This is a genomic window from Pseudonocardia sp. N23, from assembly GCF_002583555.1.
In the GTDB taxonomy this organism is placed as follows: domain Bacteria; phylum Actinomycetota; class Actinomycetes; order Mycobacteriales; family Pseudonocardiaceae; genus Pseudonocardia.
In genome coordinates, this window is sequence record NZ_BEGX01000052.1 from 304,536 (window position 1) to 320,473 (window position 15,938).

Below are 15,938 nucleotides of genomic sequence, written 5' to 3' on the forward strand. Positions count from 1 at the left end.
GCATTTCCAGCCACCCCGGGCGGGTGATGCCACCCCTGCCGTCCACCGGAACACTCCGGACGGCTTCACGGCCGACTCGTGACGGAGGCGAACAATGGCATTCCCAGGTCTTGCACCTGCGTCCGGACGACGCCGGGCCGAGGCGTGGACCCACTCCTTGACCCGCATCCTGACCATTGAGATCCGCGAGGCGATCCACACCGGGACGATCACCGTGGCGGAGGCGGAGGAACTCCTCCCGCGCCTCGTCCTGGTGATCGACCAGGCAATCGGTGACGCCGGATCCTGACCCGGCCGACGCCATTCCATCGATCCTCGATCGACCATTCAGCGCCGCCGACCGGCGCAATCGGAGGTAAAATCGAGCACATCGTTTGGTCATTGCCACCCCCGCGCCTATCGTGGACCGACAGCATCGCCCGGCGACGTCGATCAGCCGGATTCTCGGGACGTACGGCCAACAGGAGCTGATCGTCATGCCGATCGTTCCGGGCGCGAAGATCTCGGTTCCGGCCCTGCCGCCCGAATTCGTGGGGCGTCCGCATCTCTCGGCGGCGCTGGACGCCCCGGGCGGGCCCGACGTGGCCCTCGTCTGTGCGCCCGCGGGCTACGGGAAGTCGCTGCTGCTCGCGGACCGGGCGCTGGCCGACTCGGCGACGGAGACCGTGTGGGTCACCCTCGACGCCGACGACAACGCACCCGGGCGTCTGTGGGCCGCGGTCCTGGCAGCCCTCACCCAGTGCCCGTCGGTGTGCTCGCTGGAGCCCCTGCACGAACGGAGCACGACGCGGCCGGAGTTCGTCGCCGAGCTCGCCGAGGCGCTCCAGGACCTCCCGAGCCGGGTCCGCGTCATCCTCGACGACGTCCACGAGCTGGTGGATCCGCAGGTCCTCCGGCAGGTGCAGAGCTTCGTCAGGGCGAAGCCGGTCACCGTCCAGCTCGTCCTCGCGAGCCGGCTGGACCCGCCGTTGTCACTCCCGCGGCTCCGGCTGACCGGACGCCTCTGGGAGCTGCGCGCCGCCGAGATGGCCCTCACCCGGGAGCAGGCCGCCGCGATGCTCGAACGGTCGGGACTGTGCCTGTCCCCCACCGAGATCGAGGTGCTGCACCGGCGTACCGGCGGGTGGGCGGCCGGGCTTCGGCTCGCCGCGCTCGGGTTGCGGGAGTCGTCGAGTCCGGACGAGTTCCTCGCCCAGTTCTCGGGGGACGACCGCTCCGTCGCGGACTACCTGATCGGGGAGATCCTCTCCGGCCTGCCCTCGGACATCCGAGGTTTCCTCCGGGTGATCAGCATCAGCGATCCCGTCCCCGTCGGGCTCGCCGCCGAGCTCACCGCCAGGGACGAGGCCGGCAGCGTGCTGCACGGTCTGGAGCGCCGGACGTCGCTCGTCACGGCTCTGGACCCGCTGCACGAGGTGTACCGCGTCCAGGAGCTCCTGCGTACCCACCTGACGGCAGACCTCCATCGACAAGGCGCCAAGCGGCTGGAGAGCCTGCACCGTGACGCGGCGCGATGGTGGGCGGGGCAGGACCAGCCCCTGCGCGCACTCGACCATGCCGCGCGCAGCCGCGACCCGGAGCTGCTGCTGGAGGTCCTGCGTCGGTCCGCCATCCGGCTCGTCCTCACCGGGGAGCACGCGGCACTGCGCCGGGCGCTCACCGGTGCCCATTCCTCCTTGTCCACGGACGACCCGTGGCTCCTGCTCGCCTCGGCGCTGGCGAACCTGGAGGCGGGCGACCTGTCGGCCGCGCACGAGGATCTGAACCGGGTGTCGACCTCATGGGACTCCCGACCGGACACGGCGGAGCTCGCCGTCCTGCACGTGGTCGCCGAGCAGTTCGAGACCGACCGCACGACCGTCGCGGCGAGGACGTCCGAGCCGGTCCGCGCGATCCCGACGGAGCCGGAGTTGGAGGCCCTCGCGCGGCTGAGCCGGGGTGGTGTCCAGCTGGAGCAGAACGATCTCGTGGCGGCCCGGTCCAACCTGGACGCGGCGCTGGCCCTGAGTCGCCGCCACGACTTCGACTTCCTCGAGCTCCAGTGTCTCGTCCTGCTCGGTGTCGCCGCGAGCGGCACGGGTGATCTCCGCACGATGCGGTCCGTGAGCACAGAGGCGCTGGCCGTCGCTGACGGGCACGCCTGGGAGGGGTCGACCTGGTCGGGCGCGGCTGCCGCCATGCTCGGGTACTCCGACCTCCTCCGCGCCGATCCCGTCGCCGCCGCGCGCCGGACCGAGCGCCGCCCGGAGACGGACGCGGCGGAGTCGGTGCCCTTGTTGCGCTACGTCCTGCGCGCGGTCCACGGTGCCGCGCTCTTCGATCTGGGCGAACGGGCAGCAGGGTTGGCCGAGCTCCAGCAGTCGCGCTCGGACTTCGGCGACCACGAGGCGGCGGTCGAGCGTGTCGCCGCGATGGCGGTCCTGGAGTTCTGCGCGGCGCGGACGCTCGGTCACTCCGTCGCGGCCCGCACCGTTCTCACGTGGTTGACCGAGCAGGCGGACGGCAGCGGCGAGGTGTCGGTGATGCAGGCGTGGTCCGACAGCGCCGCCGGTCGCCACGAGCGCGCGCGCTCGCTGGTGCGTTCCGTGCTGGACGGCGATGCCCCACCGCTGCTCCCCGCCACGATGGTCGACGCCTGGTTGCTGGAGACGTCGATCGCGCTGGCCGCGGGCGAACGGCACACGGCGCGCCACGCACTGCGCAGCGCGTTGGCCGTCGGCGACCTCCTCGACGCGGTCCGGCCGTTCGCCCAGGCCGATCCGATCGTCCGCGAGCTGTTGGTGGCGCAACGCGGCAGCTTCGGTCCGTCCGGCGGGTTCGCGGACCGCGTGCTCGCCGCCCGGGCGGGCGAACCGCAGGAGACGATGTTGAGCGAGCGGGAGATCACGGTCCTCGGTCTGCTGCCGTCCATGTTGTCACTCGACGAGATCGCCACCGATCTGACGGTGTCGGTCAACACCGTGAAGACCCATGTCCGGTCGATCTACACGAAGCTCGGTGTGAGCAGCCGTCGGCTCGCGGTTCTCGCCGCCCACCAGCGGGGCCTCATCGCCACGGGCGTGCGCTGACCCCGGCTTCGGACCCACCCGGGGCGCAGGTCAGCGCGACGCCGCGGGTGAGGGCCCCGCCGGCGGCGGACCCTGCGGCTCCGCGACGGGCCGCCCGCGGCCGGTTCGACGGCGCCGCCGCGGGCGGTCCGGGGCCTCCCCCGGTTCCGGCACCTTCGCCGATGCGCGCAGCAGGGCGTCGGCCCACGCGGCCTTGGGGTCCACGTCCACCAGCACCGCCTTCGCCAGGAGCGTCAGCGGGATGGCGAGGATCGCACCGAGCGGACCGAGCAGCCACGCCCAGAACACGAGCGCGACGAAGGTGACGGTCACGGACAACCCGACCGCGTCGCCGATGAAACGCGGCTGGATGATCGACTGCACGACGAAGTTGAGTACCCCGTAGACCGCGATGACGATCAGCATCCGGCTCGGTCCGCCCGAGAGCAGTGCGAGCAGGGCCGGTGGCACCACCCCGATGATGAAACCGACGTTCGGGATGTAGTTGGTGACGAACGCCAGCAGCCCCCAGGTCACCGCGAGAGGGATTCCCAGCAGCGCCAGGGCGACCGAGTCCAGCACCGCGACCACGAACCCGAACACGGTCGTCACGACGAGGTACTGACGTGTGCCCCGGGCGAAGCTCCCGAGCGCCTCGGTGATCCTCGGCCGGTCGACCGCGATCGACGCGAGCCTGTCCCGCGCCCCGCCCGCCTCGATGCTGAGGAACAGCAGCAGCGACAGCAGGAACACGAAGTTCGAGGCGAGTCCCGCGACGCTGCTGAGGAGGACACCCAGGATCCCCGCCAACCTGCCGAGGTTCAGCGAGCCCGCCACCTGCTGGAGCTGCTCCGGCCCGACGCCGAGCTGCAGCAGCCACGAGGACAGGGACGTGACGAGCTCGTCCGCCGACGTGGCGTACTGGGGCAGCTCGGCCGCGAGTCGGGCCACCGAGACGATGACGCCCAGCGCGAGGCCGAACAGGATCGCGTAGACGAGCACGACGACCACGAGGCTCGTGGCCCAGGCCGGCCACCCGCGGCGGATCAGCCATCCCTGCACGGGTGACACCGCGATCACCACGACCAGCGCCATGAACGCGGGGCCGATCAGCCAGGCCACGGCATGGACACCCGCGATCACCACCACGACCGCCGCGGCCCCGAGCAGGACCACCAGTGCGCGCGGGATGGCTCCCGGCCGGCGCCCGGCCGGCACCGCGACGGCTTCGGACGTGGGGTGCTCGGGCCGCTGAATGGTCACCGGGGAACGCTATGGCGGCCCGCGGCCCGGGTCCTCACCCGTCGCGGGCGAAAGACCTGGACAGCCCGCGGCCCGGGTCGCCCTTCGAGGGTGATGCCGGGGTCCGACGCGGGGACCACGGTGTGGGGCGTCGGCAGCGGCATCGCGCCGGGAGTGCGCACGTCCGGATGAAGGAGTTCTCGTGTCGTTCTGGGACATCGTGCTGTCCATCGGATGGTTCATGATCTTGTTCACGTGGGTCTGGATGCTCATCGCCATCTTCGGCGACATCCTCCGCGACCACGAGCTGTCGGGGTGGGCGAAGGCACTGTGGACCCTGTTCCTCGTCGTGCTGCCGTGGGTCGGTGCCCTGGCCTACCTGATCGCCCGGGGCCGGTCGATGAACGAGCGGGCGAGAGCCCGCGCGCGGCACCAGGAGGAGGCATTCGACCAGTACGTCCGGCAGACCGTCGCGACGTCGGGGGCGTCGAGCACCGCCGAGGAGATCGCCAAGCTGGCCGATCTGCGCGACCGGGGAGCGATCACGGCCGAGGAGTTCCAACAGGCGAAGACGAAGGCGCTCGAGGGGCCGGCCGGCCGCACGGACCGGGCCCGGCGCGACGAGCACCCGGTCCGTACCGGCTCCTGAACCGCGCCGGTCCGGTAGTCCGCCGTCGTGATCAGGTGTTCGCCCGCTGAGGGTGATCCCGCCGGTCCGGGGCCGACCGACGATGGCCGCGACAGCCGCGGCCTGGTGCACAGGTCGCTCCCCCGACCGATCCGGAGCAGCGATGAGCGACGGCGCGACGGCGCGACGAGCGGGAGCGGCGGTGGGCGGGGTCCTGCTGACCCTTGCCGCCGGCCAGTTCCTCATGACCCTCGACAGCTCGGTCATGAACGTCGCGATCGCGACCGTGGCGCGGGACGTCGGCACCACCGTGACCGGGGTCCAGGCCGCCATCACCTTCTACACGCTGGTGATGGCGATGTTCATGGTGGCGGGCGGGAAGATCGGCACGATGATCGGCAGGCGGCGTGCCTTCGCCGTCGGATGCGTCATCTACGGCCTGGGCTCGCTCACGACGGCGCTCGCCCCCAACCTCACCGTTCTGGTGCTGGGCTGGTCCGTGCTCGAAGGCCTCGGCGCCGCGCTGATCCTGCCCGCGATCGTCGCGCTCGTCGCCGGGAACTTCCCCGCGGAGGGCAGGCCGCGCGCCTACGGCCTGGTGATGGGGGCCGGTGCCGTCGCGGTCGCGGTCGGACCTCTGATCGGCGGCGTCGCGGCCACGTACTTCTCGTGGCGCTGGGTGTTCGTCGGCGAGGTCCTCGTCGTCGTCGCGATCCTGGCTCTCGCCCGCCGGATGCAGGACACCCCGGCCGAGAACACGCGGACCTTCGACGCGCTCGGCGCCGCGCTGGCCGCCGTCGGTCTCGGCGCGGTGGTGCTGGGGATCCTGCGGTCGGCCGAGTGGGGCTGGGTGGCGCCCAAGCCCGGGGCGCCGTCGCTGTTCGGGGTGTCGCCCACCCTCTGGCTGGTCCTCGTGGGAGCACTGGTGACCTGGGCGTTCTTCGAGCACGAGTCCCGGCTCGAGGCGGCCGGCGCCGAGCCACTGGTGGCGCCGTCACTGTTCGGCAACCGGCAGATGGCCGGTGGTCTGGTGATGTTCTTCGTGCTCTACCTCGTGCAGGCCGGGGTCTTCTTCACCATCCCGCTGTTCCTGTCGGTGTCGCTCGGGCTGTCGGCGATCGACACCGGCGTGCGCATCCTGCCGCTCTCGGTGACCCTGCTGATCGCGGCGGTCGGCATCCCCCGGTTCCTCCCCGACGCATCGCCCCGTCGCGTCGTCCGGCTCGGGCTCCTCGCGATGTTCCTGGGCATCGTGGTCCTGCTCGTCGCCATCGACCCGGACGCCGACGCCCGCATCGTGACCGTCCCGCTGCTGCTGCTCGGGCTCGGGATCGGGGCCCTCGCCTCGCAGCTCGGCGCCGTCACGGTCTCCGCCGTTCCCGACGAGCAGAGCCCTCAGGTGGGCGGCCTGCAGAACACTGCCACGAACCTGGGGGCCGCCGTCGGTACCGCGCTGGCGGGTTCGCTGCTCATCACCGCGCTCACGACCTCGTTCCTCCAGGGCGTCCAGGACAACCCGGCCGTCCCCGAGCAGGTCACCACCGCGGCAACGGTGCAGCTCGCCGGCGGAGTTCCGTTCCTCTCCGACCTCGACCTGCAGGACGCGCTGACGACGGCGCAGGCCGCCCCGGAGGTCACCCGGGCCGTGCTGGAGGCCAACCGGCAGGCCCGCGTCGACGGACTCAGGACGGCACTGGCCGTCCTCTCCCTGATCGCACTGCTCGGGGTGGTCGTCGCCCGCCGGGTGCCCGAGCGGCCGCCGCGCTCCACCGTCGGGACCTCGCCGCCGGTCGCGGAGGAGAGCTGACGGTCAGGTCGTCGGCGGCGGTGCCACCGCTGCTGACGCTGCCGCGGGGCGCGCCAGGAACTCGATCACCGCGAGCACGACGAGCAGCACCGTCACGATGACGAGGATCGCCGCTCCCGTGGGCTGCGGCAGGAACACGAACACCAGCGCGGCGACCGCGACCGCAGCGACCCGCAGGCCCCGCACGTGGGAACCGACCCACGTGCCCACCGGACCCCCTGTCGACCGACCTGCGCGGACCCGGCCCAGGACGCCGCTCGCGCGCCTGCGCACACCGGTCGCCGTCGCCGACGGTCCGGCCAGGAACGCACCGAGCGCGACCACCAGTGCGAGGACGAGCAGCACCCGCCCCGACGCCCGCAGGGAGCCGACCAGGATGTCGAAGCCGGACGCGGCGGCGGCCGCACCCGTCACCGGGACCGCGCCCACCAGCAGGCCACGCACCACGAGCAGCCCGCCCGCGAGCACGACCAGGCCGAGACCGGCCCCGAGGGCAGCCACCGTCAGCGCCCGGGACCGGCGCCGAGCGAGATACACGCCGACGGCCAGCGACAGCAGCGCCACCCAGGGCAGGACGGTGGACACGGAGTCCAGCGCGTCGTAGGCAGACCGGGCCCGGACCAGCTGATCGGCAGGTGCGAGCTCGATGGTCGGGTGCACCTCCGGGATCGCGCCCGCCGCGGTCAGGCCCTCGGCGACGAGGCGCTGCTTCGCCGCCTCGACCAGCGGCGCGAGGTCGAGGTACACCGTGCCGCCCTGCACGACGACCCCCCGGCCATCGCCCGCGAGCACTCCGACCATCTGCTGGTGGGCGATCCGCAGCGCCTGGTTCCACGCGTCGGAGAACTGAGGGCCGGCGACCAGGCGGCCCACCTTGTCGCGCACGAACCTGGTCGCCGCGGTGGCCAGCGTCGGTGTGAACGCCGTCAGCCGCTCGACGAGCCGGGGTGGCAGACCCTGGGTCGCGAGCGCCGCGATCGACTGCTCGGCCAGGTCCTGCACGTCGACGTACTCGAACACCGTGGTCGTGATCCGGTTCGTCAGGGTCTCCTGCACCGACGGGTCGTCGATCAGCGGCCCGACGGACGCGACGAACCGATCGGTGTCCGAGACCTGGTCGTGGGTCCAGACGGACAGCAACGACACCGGTACCGACACGCAGCCGATCACGATCAGCACGGCGGCGACGATCGACCGCCCCCGGAGCCGCCTGCGTCGCGGCGATCCGGCGCGCAGCGCGGAGTTCTCCTCCCGCAGCCGTTCGAGCTCCGCGCGCTCGTCAACGCGCAGGGGGTCCGCCACGTCGAGCGGTGCGTCCTGTGCCTGGGTCATCTCGGCCTCCCACTCGTCGGCGGCGCGGGTGCAGACTCCTGCCTTCGCGGCGCGCCCGCGTCACCCCCGCGGGATGACCCGGGCGCAGGGACATCCACGCCCGCTGTGGCGGGGTGGGGGTCACCCGGCCCGGGTGACGACGTCGCCGACGCTCCCGGTGTTCGCTCGCAGCCGGGGTGTCCGGCGGGCGGAGGGGGACGGCTGTGGCGAAGCTGGCTCCGGCCGCCGGGTACGGACCGACGAGCTACACGGACCTCCCTGCCGGCGCCCGCCGGCGTCTGCTGGCCGGGTCCGTCCTGCGGTCCGCGCTCACCGTCGCGCTCCTGCTTGTCGTCTACTACGGGGTGCCGCTCGACCGGCAGCTCGACGGCGGCACCTGGCTCCGGTTCGGGCTCGGGCTGGTCGTCTTCGCCGTGGTCGTCGCATGGCAGGTGCGGTCGATCACCCGGTCGATCGTCCCTCGGCTCCGCGCGATCCAGGCCATCACCTCGGGGCTCACGCTCCTGATCGTGCTCTACGCCGCCACCTACTGCGTGATCTCGATCAACCTGCCGGACAGCTTCTCCGAGGTGCTGAGCCGGACCGGCGCCCTCTACTTCACGGTCACGGTCTTCGCCACGGTCGGGTTCGGCGACATCGCGCCACGGACCGACGTCGCGCGGGTCGTCACGATGAGCCAGATGCTCTGCGGGCTGGTCGCGCTCGGGTTGGTGGCGAAGGTCCTGTGGGGCGCGGTGGAGCTGGCCGTCCGGCGTCGCGAGGTCGCGGGCTCCACGGCTCCCCCCGGCGTCGGCGGGGCGACGAGGGCTGACCCGCGAGGGCGCGACGAACGATCACCTCGAGCCGCCGACGTCGAGTAGTTGTTCCCGCACGCAGCCCGGGAGAGTGGACGGTGCGACGGATGGGGCGTCCGTAGGCTCACGGGGTGCGTCTCGTCCTCGCCTCCGCGTCCCCCGCCCGGCTCTCGGTCCTGCGCGCCGCCGGGCTCGACCCCGTCGTGTCGGTCTCCGACGTCGACGAGGACGCCCTCCTCGCCATGATCCCGGACGCCTCGGCAGCCGAGAAGGTCACCGCGCTGGCCGGCGCCAAGGCCACCACCGTCGCCCGTCGCGTCGCGGGCCCGCACCCGGACGCGGTCGTCGTCGGCTGCGACTCGATGCTGCTGATCGACGACGAGCTGGTCGGGAAGCCGCACGACGTCGACACCGCCCGCCGGCGCTGGAAGGCGATGGCCGGCCGCACCGGGGAGCTGGTCACCGGCCACGCCGTGCTGCGTCTCGACGACGGCGACATCGACCGGGTCGCGGAGGGCCACTCGGTCACGACCGTGCGCTTCGGCGAGCCCACCGACGCCGAGCTCGAGGCCTACCTGGCGACGGGCGAGCCGCTCGCGGTGGCGGGCGCGTTCACCCTCGACGGGCTGGGTGGCTGGTTCGTCGAGGGGATCGACGGCGACCCGTCCAACGTCATCGGGATCAGCCTGCCGCTGGTACGACGACTGCTCGGCGCGGTCGGCCTCTCGCCCGCGGGCCTGTGGGCCGACCGGACCGGGTGACGGCGCTCCGGGTGTCGGTGCCGCGGACTATCGTCGGAGCCATGGCGCTGCCCGCAGACACCGACCCGAAACTGGCCGACTACGCCCACCCGGAGCGGTTGGTCACCACCGAGTGGCTCGCCGCGAACCTCGGCACCGAGGGCCTCGTGGTCGTGGAGTCCGACGAGGACGTCCTGCTCTACGACACCGGGCACATCCCGGGCGCGGTGAAGGTCGACTGGCACACCGAGCTGAACGACCCGGTCACGCGCGACTACGTCGACGGCACCCGTTTCGCCGAGATCTGCGGCGAGCGTGGCATCGGCCGTGACACCACCGTCGTGTTCTACGGCGACCGCAACAACTGGTGGGCCACCTACGCGCTGTGGGTGTTCGCCCTGTTCGGCCATGCCGACGTGCGCATCCTCGACGGCGGCCGCGCCAAGTGGGTCGCCGAGGGCCGCGAGATGACCACCGAGCAGCCGACGCCGGCGACGGTCGAGTACCCGGTCGTCGAGCGTGACGACGTGACGCTGCGCGCGTTCAAGGACGACGTGCTCGCGCACCTGCCGAAGGTGCGGTCGGGCGACGGCGCCCTGGTCGACGTCCGCTCGCCCGGCGAGTACTCCGGCGAGCTGCTGCACATGCCCGACTACCCCCAGGAGGGGGCGGTCCGCGGCGGCCACATCCCCGGCGCGGCGAGCGTGCCGTGGGCGCGGGCGGCGGCCGAGGACGCGACCTTCAGGTCCCGCGCCGAGCTCGAGGCGATCTACCTGCAGGAGCAGGGCCTGTCGGCCGACGACGACGTCGTCGCCTACTGCCGGATCGGGGAGCGTTCCAGCCACACCTGGTTCGTGCTCACCCACCTGCTGGGCTTCGCCCACGTCCGCAACTACGACGGCAGCTGGACCGAGTGGGGCAACGCCGTCCGCGTGCCCGTCGCCCAGGGGTCCGAGCGTGGCTGAACTCCCCGAAGCGCTCGCGGAGCTGGTCGACGACTTCTCGGCCGTCGGGCCCAAGGACCGGTTGCAGCTGCTGCTCGAGCTGTCGCAGGAGCTGCCCGGTCTCCCCGAGCGCTACGCCGACGCGGCCGACTCGATGGAGCAGGTGCACGAGTGCCAGTCGCCGCTGTTCCTGGCGGTCGAGGTCGACGACGCGGAACGTGTGCACCTGTTCTTCTCGGCACCGCCCGAGGCCCCGACCACGCGGGGCTTCGCGTCGATCATGCACACGGGTCTCGACGGTGAGCCCGCCGCCGACGTCCTGGCCGTGCCCGACGACTTCTACATCGCGCTCGGGCTCGGCGAGGCGGTGAGCCCGCTGCGGCTGCGCGGGATGGCGGCGATGCTCTCCCGGATCAAGAAGCAGGTCCGGGCGCACACGGCCTGAGCACGACGGAGCGCGGCGACGATCTCGAACCTCAAGTCTTGGTGAGGAACGTTCCGTCCGGTCCATGACGGCCGACACACTGTGCCTCGTCCCACGAGGACGAGTCACAGGGGGTGCGTTGACATGAGGCCACTCGCCGCCGCAGGGGACACCTGGGGCATCAGCAGCCAGACGTTCATCATCTTCTACCTGCTCCTGGCCGTCGCCGTCTGGATCGCCGCGGTCCGCACGCGCAAGGCCGCCACGGGCCGGCGCCGCGGGGACCGGCCGTCGGTGGACCTCACCGCCCAGCCGTACGACATCGCCTATCTCAACGGCGGCGCCGACCTGGCCGTCTTCGCCGCGTTGTCGTCGATGCGCGTCGCGCAGACGATCGCGACGGCCGGGCGCGGCACCGTCGTGGCCGCGGGCACCCTGCCCGCGGGCGCCGACGACCTGGAGAGGGCGGTCCACCAGACCGCGTCGTCGCCGGTCGCGCGGACCCGGCTGCGGCTGCACACGCCGATGCGTGACGCCCTCGACCGGATCGAGCGCCGCCTCGTCGACGACGGGCTGCTCCTCGACGCCGACGAGCGGCGCGCCGTCCGGACCTCGGGCGCCTGGATGCTGGCCGTCGCCGCCCTCGGCCTCCTGCGCCTGATCGCCGGGATCGCCAACGGCAAGCCGGTCGGTTTCCTGGTCGCGGCGTTCCTCGGGGTGACCGTCGTCGGCCTCGTGCTGACCCTGCGTGTGCCGCGGCGCACCCCGCTGGGCGACGACACCGTCTCGATGCTGCGGGCCCGGCACCACCGGCTGTCCCCGGCCAACCGGCCCGACTGGATCACCTACGGCGCGGCGGGGGCCGCGCTGGGGGTCGGGGTCTACGGGATGAGCGCCCTGTGGGCGTCCGACCCTGCGTTCGCCTCCGAGCTCGAGGCGCAGCGCGCGGCGGCCGCCGGCGGCGGCAGCTCCGGGGGCGACTCCGGCAGCAGCTGTGGCGGGGGCGGCAGCGACGGCGGAGGGGGTGGCTGCGGCGGGGGTGGTGGTGGCTGCGGTGGCTGATCCTGCACGCGACCCCGCGCGCCGCGTGCAGGGGACGGGCGTCGGCTGGCGCCCCGAGATCGCCGGTGTGGTCGCCGACCTGCCGGGGCTGGGCTTCTGCGAGGTCATCGCAGAGTCGGTCGATCCCGCAGCTCCACCTCGAGGGGTGGTGGAGCTGCGGGATCGCGGAGTCCCGGTGGTCCCGCACGGCGTGCGGCTGTCGCTGGGCAGCGCCGACGGGCTCGACCGGCGCCGCGCCGAGCACCTCGCCGCGTGCGCCGCCGCGGTCGGCGCGCCTCTGGTCAGCGAGCACGTGTCGTTCACCCGGGTCGCGGGCCGCGACGCCGGGCACCTGCTGCCGGTGCCGCGCACCCGCGAAGCGCTCGACGTCCTCGTCGCCAACGTGACCACCACCCAGGCCGAGCTGGACGTGCCGCTCGCCCTGGAACCGATCGCCGCGCTGGTCGACTGGCCGGGCGAGGAGTTCACCGAGGCCGAGTTCCTGACCCGGCTGCTCGACCGGACGGGTGCGCTGCTGCTGCTCGACGTCGCCAACGTGCACGCCAACGCGCTCAACCGCGGCGCCGACCCGCGTGCGGTGCTCGACGCGCTGCCGCTCGACCGGATCGCGTACGTGCACGTCGCGGGCGGGTCCGAGCACGACGGCGACGCCGCCGCGGGCGACCCCGGCGTCTACCACGACACCCACACCGACGCGGTGCCCGACGAGGTCCTGGCGCTGCTCGGGGAGCTGTGCGACCGGGCGCGGCCGGCCGCGGTGATGCTGGAGCGCGACGGCCACTACCCACCCGCGGCGCAGCTCGCCGCGGAGGTCACGTCGATCGCACGCACCGCCGGGTTCCGGGACCCGCGACCGACGAGCCCTGCCGTATGAGCGAGCAGCTGGCCGCGGCGCAGGCCGCGCTGGTCGACGCCCTCGTCGGCGAGGCCGCGGTGCCCGACGGGTTCGACGCCGTCCGGCTGGCGACGGTCCGCCGGGCGTTGCTGCGCAAGCGCGCGGGGGAGGCGGCCCGGGCCTGGCCGCTGCTCGCCGCGGCCCTCGGACGGCGCTGGCCCGCCGCCGTCGCCGAGCACCTCGACGGGGTGGCCCCGGGCGGGTCGCTGCGCGACGGCTGGGACGTCGCCCGCGCCCTGCGTGCCAGGGGCGCGCTGCCCTCGTCCGCCGCCGGCGAGCTCGCCGAGCGCGAGGCCGGGTGGCGCCACGACGGCACGTCCGCGCCCACGCGGCGCCGGTTGCCCGCGGTCCGTCGCGGCGGCGGGCATCTGTTCGTGCAGGTCGGGGGCCGTACCCACCGTCTCGGCGGCCGCGGCGCCTGATCCGGCCACGAATTGCGACCTGCGCCACACCGCTGACACGATCAAGACGTCGTGGACACCGTGATGCGGCCCGCAGAGTCGGAAACGCCACAGAACTCCGCCCCCGGACCGGGCCGCCGGTCCTCTTAGACTCGCGGGACCACTGCGCCGGCGCAACGGGTCGGCCGACCATGGAGGAGCGGACGTGCCCGAGCTGACCAAGGTCCTCGTCGCCAACCGGGGAGAGATCGCGGTCCGCGTGATCCGCGCCGCGAAGGACGCGGGTCTGACCTCCGTGGCGGTCTACGCCGACCCCGACCGTGACGCCCCCTTCGTCCGGCTCGCCGACGAGGCCTTCGCGCTGGGCGGCAGCACCGCCGGCGAGACCTACCTCGACATCGACAAGGTCATCGGCGCCGCGAAGCAGGCCGGGGCCGACGGCATCCACCCCGGCTACGGCTTCCTGTCGGAGAACGCCGACTTCGCCCAGGCCGTCATCGACGCGGGCATCACCTGGATCGGGCCGTCCCCGCAGTCGATCCGCGACCTCGGTGACAAGGTCACCGCCCGGCACATCGCGATGCGCGCCGGCGCCCCCCTCGTGCCCGGCACGTCCGACCCGGTGTCGGGCGCCGACGAGGTGATCGCGTTCGCCAAGGAGCACGGCCTGCCCGTCGCGATCAAGGCGGCGTTCGGGGGTGGCGGGCGCGGCATGAAGGTGGCGCGCGAGGAGAAGGACATCGCCGAGCTCTACGAGTCGGCGGTCCGCGAGGCCACCGCGGCGTTCGGCCGTGGCGAGTGCTTCGTCGAGCGCTACCTCGACAAGCCGCGCCACGTCGAGACCCAGGTCGTCGCGGACCAGCACGGCAACGTGATAGTAGTCGGCACCCGCGACTGCTCGCTGCAGCGCCGCTTCCAGAAGCTGGTCGAGGAGGCCCCCGCGCCGTTCCTCACCGACGAGCAGCGCGCCACCCTCTACGAGTCGTCCAAGGCGATCTGCAAGGAAGCCGGGTACTACGGCGCCGGGACCGTCGAGTTCCTCGTCGGCCAGGACGGGCTGATCACGTTCCTCGAGGTCAACACCCGGCTGCAGGTCGAGCACCCGGTCTCCGAGGAGACCTCCGGGCTCGACCTCGTCCGCGAGATGTTCCGCATCGCGGAGGGCAAAAAGCTCGACCTCACCGAGGACCCGGCTCCCCGCGGGCACTCCATCGAGTTCCGCATCAACGGCGAGGACGCAGGCCGCGGCTTCCTGCCCGCGCCCGGCACCGTGTCGTCGATCAGCTACCCGGCGGGCCCCGGCGTGCGGGTCGACGCGGGCGTCGAGGCCGGTTCGGTGGTCGGGGGCAACTTCGACTCACTGCTGGCCAAGCTGATCGTCACCGGCTCCGACCGGGCGCAGGCCCTCGAGCGGTCCCGGCGCGCGCTCGCCGAGTTCCAGGTCGACGGCATGGCCACGGTGCTGCCGTTCCACCGGCTCGTCGTCGCCGACCCGGCGTTCACCGCCGGCACCGAGGAGGACTTCACCGTCCACACCCGCTGGATCGAGACGGAGTGGGACAACACCGTCGAGCCCTTCACCGGTGCCGGCGACGAGGAGTCCGACGAGGCGCCCCGCCAGTCGGTCGTCGTCGAGGTCGGCGGGCGACGCCTGGAGGTGTCGCTGCCCGGCGACCTCGCGATCGGCAACGGCGGGGGCGGCGCGGCGAAGCCCGCTCCGCGCAAGCGCGGGAAGTCCGGGGGCGGCGGCACGAAGGCGTCCGGCGACTCGGTCACCGCGCCCATGCAGGGCACGATCATCAAGGTGGCGGTGTCCGACGGCGACACCGTCTCCGCCGGCGACCTCGTCGTCGTCCTCGAGGCGATGAAGATGGAGAACCCCGTCACCGCGCACAAGGACGGCACCGTCACCGGCCTGTCCGCCGAGCCCGGCGCGTCGATCACCCAGGGCTCGGTCATCTGCGAGATCAAGGACTGACCCACTGGAACCCGTCGAGATCAACGCGGGCGCCTGGTACCTGCGGGCGCCGCGCTCCGACGACCGTGTCGACGACCGGCCCGCCTACACCGACCTCGGTGTCGACGACGGAGCCGGCGTCGCGGCCGCCGCGGCGGGCTGGGCGGACGACACGACGTGCACCTGGGCCGTCTGCGAGCCGACGACCGGGGAGATGGTCGGCGAGATCGCGCTGGTCGGGGCGCTCGCGGACACCTCGGCCGACCTGCGGGTCCGCGAGCGGCCGGCATGGCCCGGTGCGGTCGGCGACTGCCTGCCCCCGGTGCTGAGGTTCGCCGCGGGCGCGCTCGGGGTCGACCGGGTCCGGTGGTCGGCCGACAACACCGCGCCCGCAGCGGACTTCGGCCTGGTCACGGGCCCAGGAGCGATCGTAGGCGCCGCTTGACCCGATGATCGACTGCTGGCTACCGTGACCGGCACGTCGTCCGTCACGCAGGTGACGGCGGCCGGGCGTCCCGCCGCACGGCAGCGCGCCTGACAACTCCACACCCGTGTGACCATCCACGGGGCCGGTACTTCCGCCACGCGGAGTGACCGCGCCGCGGATCCCGTTCACCGCGTCGGCCGAGCCACGCCACGAACGCGTCCATCGACACTCCGGACTC

15 protein-coding genes are annotated in these 15,938 nt (G+C 73.1%); 13 read left to right on the forward strand and 2 right to left on the reverse strand.

Annotated elements, in window-relative coordinates; all coding sequences use genetic code 11:
- Nucleotides 1-157: 157 nt before the first annotated feature.
- Both TOK_RS34705 and TOK_RS14970 read left to right on the forward strand, forming a co-directional pair.
- Nucleotides 158-289: a hypothetical protein gene (locus TOK_RS34705; RefSeq protein ID WP_256387976.1), complete on the forward strand. Its 132-nt coding sequence runs from the start codon at nucleotides 158-160 to the stop codon at nucleotides 287-289.
- A 187-nt stretch (nucleotides 290-476) separates the two neighbouring features.
- Nucleotides 477-3,068 (forward strand): LuxR C-terminal-related transcriptional regulator, encoded by a 2,592-nt coding sequence (locus TOK_RS14970; RefSeq protein ID WP_141566405.1) that lies wholly within the window; start codon nucleotides 477-479, stop codon nucleotides 3,066-3,068.
- A 30-nt stretch (nucleotides 3,069-3,098) separates the two neighbouring features.
- Here TOK_RS14970 and TOK_RS14975 read toward each other — a convergent pair whose 3' ends face one another.
- Nucleotides 3,099-4,310, reverse strand: coding sequence for an AI-2E family transporter (locus TOK_RS14975; protein WP_098958454.1), 1,212 nt, complete (start codon nucleotides 4,308-4,310; stop codon nucleotides 3,099-3,101).
- Nucleotides 4,311-4,491: 181 nt separating this feature from the next.
- Here TOK_RS14975 and TOK_RS14980 point away from each other — a divergent pair, with 181 nt between their 5' ends.
- Both TOK_RS14980 and TOK_RS14985 read left to right on the forward strand, forming a co-directional pair.
- On the forward strand, nucleotides 4,492-4,938 hold the full coding sequence (locus TOK_RS14980) for an SHOCT domain-containing protein (protein WP_098958455.1): 447 nt from the start codon (nucleotides 4,492-4,494) through the stop codon (nucleotides 4,936-4,938).
- A gap of 142 nt (nucleotides 4,939-5,080) precedes the next feature.
- The gene (locus tag TOK_RS14985; protein ID WP_098958456.1) at nucleotides 5,081-6,724 is read left to right on the forward strand and encodes an MFS transporter; all 1,644 of its coding nucleotides are present in this window, start codon (nucleotides 5,081-5,083) and stop codon (nucleotides 6,722-6,724) included.
- A 3-nt stretch (nucleotides 6,725-6,727) separates the two neighbouring features.
- Here the strand turns inward: TOK_RS14985 and TOK_RS14990 are convergent, their stop codons facing one another.
- Nucleotides 6,728-8,056, reverse strand: a complete 1,329-nt coding sequence (locus TOK_RS14990; RefSeq protein ID WP_098958457.1) for a hypothetical protein — start codon at nucleotides 8,054-8,056, stop codon at nucleotides 6,728-6,730.
- Nucleotides 8,057-8,259: 203 nt separating this feature from the next.
- Between TOK_RS14990 and TOK_RS14995 the strand changes: the two genes are divergently transcribed.
- The 9 genes from TOK_RS14995 to TOK_RS33390 all read left to right on the forward strand — a co-directional run bounded on the left by TOK_RS14995 (nucleotide 8,260) and on the right by TOK_RS33390 (nucleotide 15,718).
- Entirely contained in the window at nucleotides 8,260-8,916 is a 657-nt protein-coding gene (locus TOK_RS14995; RefSeq protein WP_253258392.1) for a potassium channel family protein, read from the forward strand.
- Between the two features lie 65 nt (nucleotides 8,917-8,981).
- Entirely contained in the window at nucleotides 8,982-9,611 is a 630-nt protein-coding gene (locus TOK_RS15000; protein ID WP_098958458.1) for a nucleoside triphosphate pyrophosphatase, read from the forward strand.
- Between the two features lie 41 nt (nucleotides 9,612-9,652).
- The gene (locus TOK_RS15005) at nucleotides 9,653-10,555 is read left to right on the forward strand and encodes a sulfurtransferase (protein WP_098958711.1); all 903 of its coding nucleotides are present in this window, start codon (nucleotides 9,653-9,655) and stop codon (nucleotides 10,553-10,555) included.
- Entirely contained in the window at nucleotides 10,548-10,979 is a 432-nt protein-coding gene (locus TOK_RS15010; protein ID WP_098958459.1) for a SufE family protein, read from the forward strand. Before TOK_RS15005 ends, TOK_RS15010 begins: the two co-directional genes overlap by 8 nt.
- A gap of 123 nt (nucleotides 10,980-11,102) precedes the next feature.
- Nucleotides 11,103-12,020 carry a TIGR04222 domain-containing membrane protein gene (locus TOK_RS15015; protein ID WP_098958460.1) on the forward strand — a complete coding sequence of 306 codons (918 nt, stop codon included), beginning with the start codon at nucleotides 11,103-11,105 and terminating at the stop codon, nucleotides 12,018-12,020.
- Entirely contained in the window at nucleotides 12,013-12,894 is an 882-nt protein-coding gene (locus TOK_RS15020) for a DUF692 domain-containing protein (protein ID WP_098958712.1), read from the forward strand. The genes TOK_RS15015 and TOK_RS15020 overlap by 8 nt, the downstream gene beginning before the upstream one ends.
- Nucleotides 12,891-13,337, forward strand: coding sequence for a hypothetical protein (locus TOK_RS15025; RefSeq protein ID WP_098958461.1), 447 nt, complete (start codon nucleotides 12,891-12,893; stop codon nucleotides 13,335-13,337). The genes TOK_RS15020 and TOK_RS15025 overlap by 4 nt, the downstream gene beginning before the upstream one ends.
- Nucleotides 13,338-13,521: 184 nt before the next feature.
- Nucleotides 13,522-15,294: an acetyl/propionyl/methylcrotonyl-CoA carboxylase subunit alpha gene (locus tag TOK_RS15030; protein WP_098958462.1), complete on the forward strand. Its 1,773-nt coding sequence runs from the start codon at nucleotides 13,522-13,524 to the stop codon at nucleotides 15,292-15,294.
- Nucleotides 15,295-15,487: 193 nt separating this feature from the next.
- Nucleotides 15,488-15,718, forward strand: coding sequence for a hypothetical protein (locus tag TOK_RS33390; RefSeq protein ID WP_216361977.1), 231 nt, complete (start codon nucleotides 15,488-15,490; stop codon nucleotides 15,716-15,718).
- The last annotated feature ends 220 nt before the right edge of the window (nucleotides 15,719-15,938 follow it).

Excerpts from the sequence above, each read along its gene's own strand:
- TOK_RS14970 (WP_141566405.1), top strand. The coding sequence starts at position 477 with ATGCCGATCGTTCCGGGCGCGAAGATCTCGGTTCCGGCCCTGCCGCCC.
- TOK_RS14985 (WP_098958456.1), top strand. The coding sequence starts at position 5,081 with ATGAGCGACGGCGCGACGGCGCGACGAGCGGGAGCGGCGGTGGGCGGG.
- TOK_RS14990 (WP_098958457.1), bottom strand. The coding sequence starts at position 8,056 with ATGACCCAGGCACAGGACGCACCGCTCGACGTGGCGGACCCCCTGCGC.
- TOK_RS15005 (WP_098958711.1), top strand. The coding sequence starts at position 9,653 with ATGGCGCTGCCCGCAGACACCGACCCGAAACTGGCCGACTACGCCCAC.
- TOK_RS15015 (WP_098958460.1), top strand. The coding sequence starts at position 11,103 with ATGAGGCCACTCGCCGCCGCAGGGGACACCTGGGGCATCAGCAGCCAG.
- TOK_RS15025 (WP_098958461.1), top strand. The coding sequence starts at position 12,891 with ATGAGCGAGCAGCTGGCCGCGGCGCAGGCCGCGCTGGTCGACGCCCTC.
- TOK_RS33390 (WP_216361977.1), top strand. The coding sequence starts at position 15,488 with ATGGTCGGCGAGATCGCGCTGGTCGGGGCGCTCGCGGACACCTCGGCC.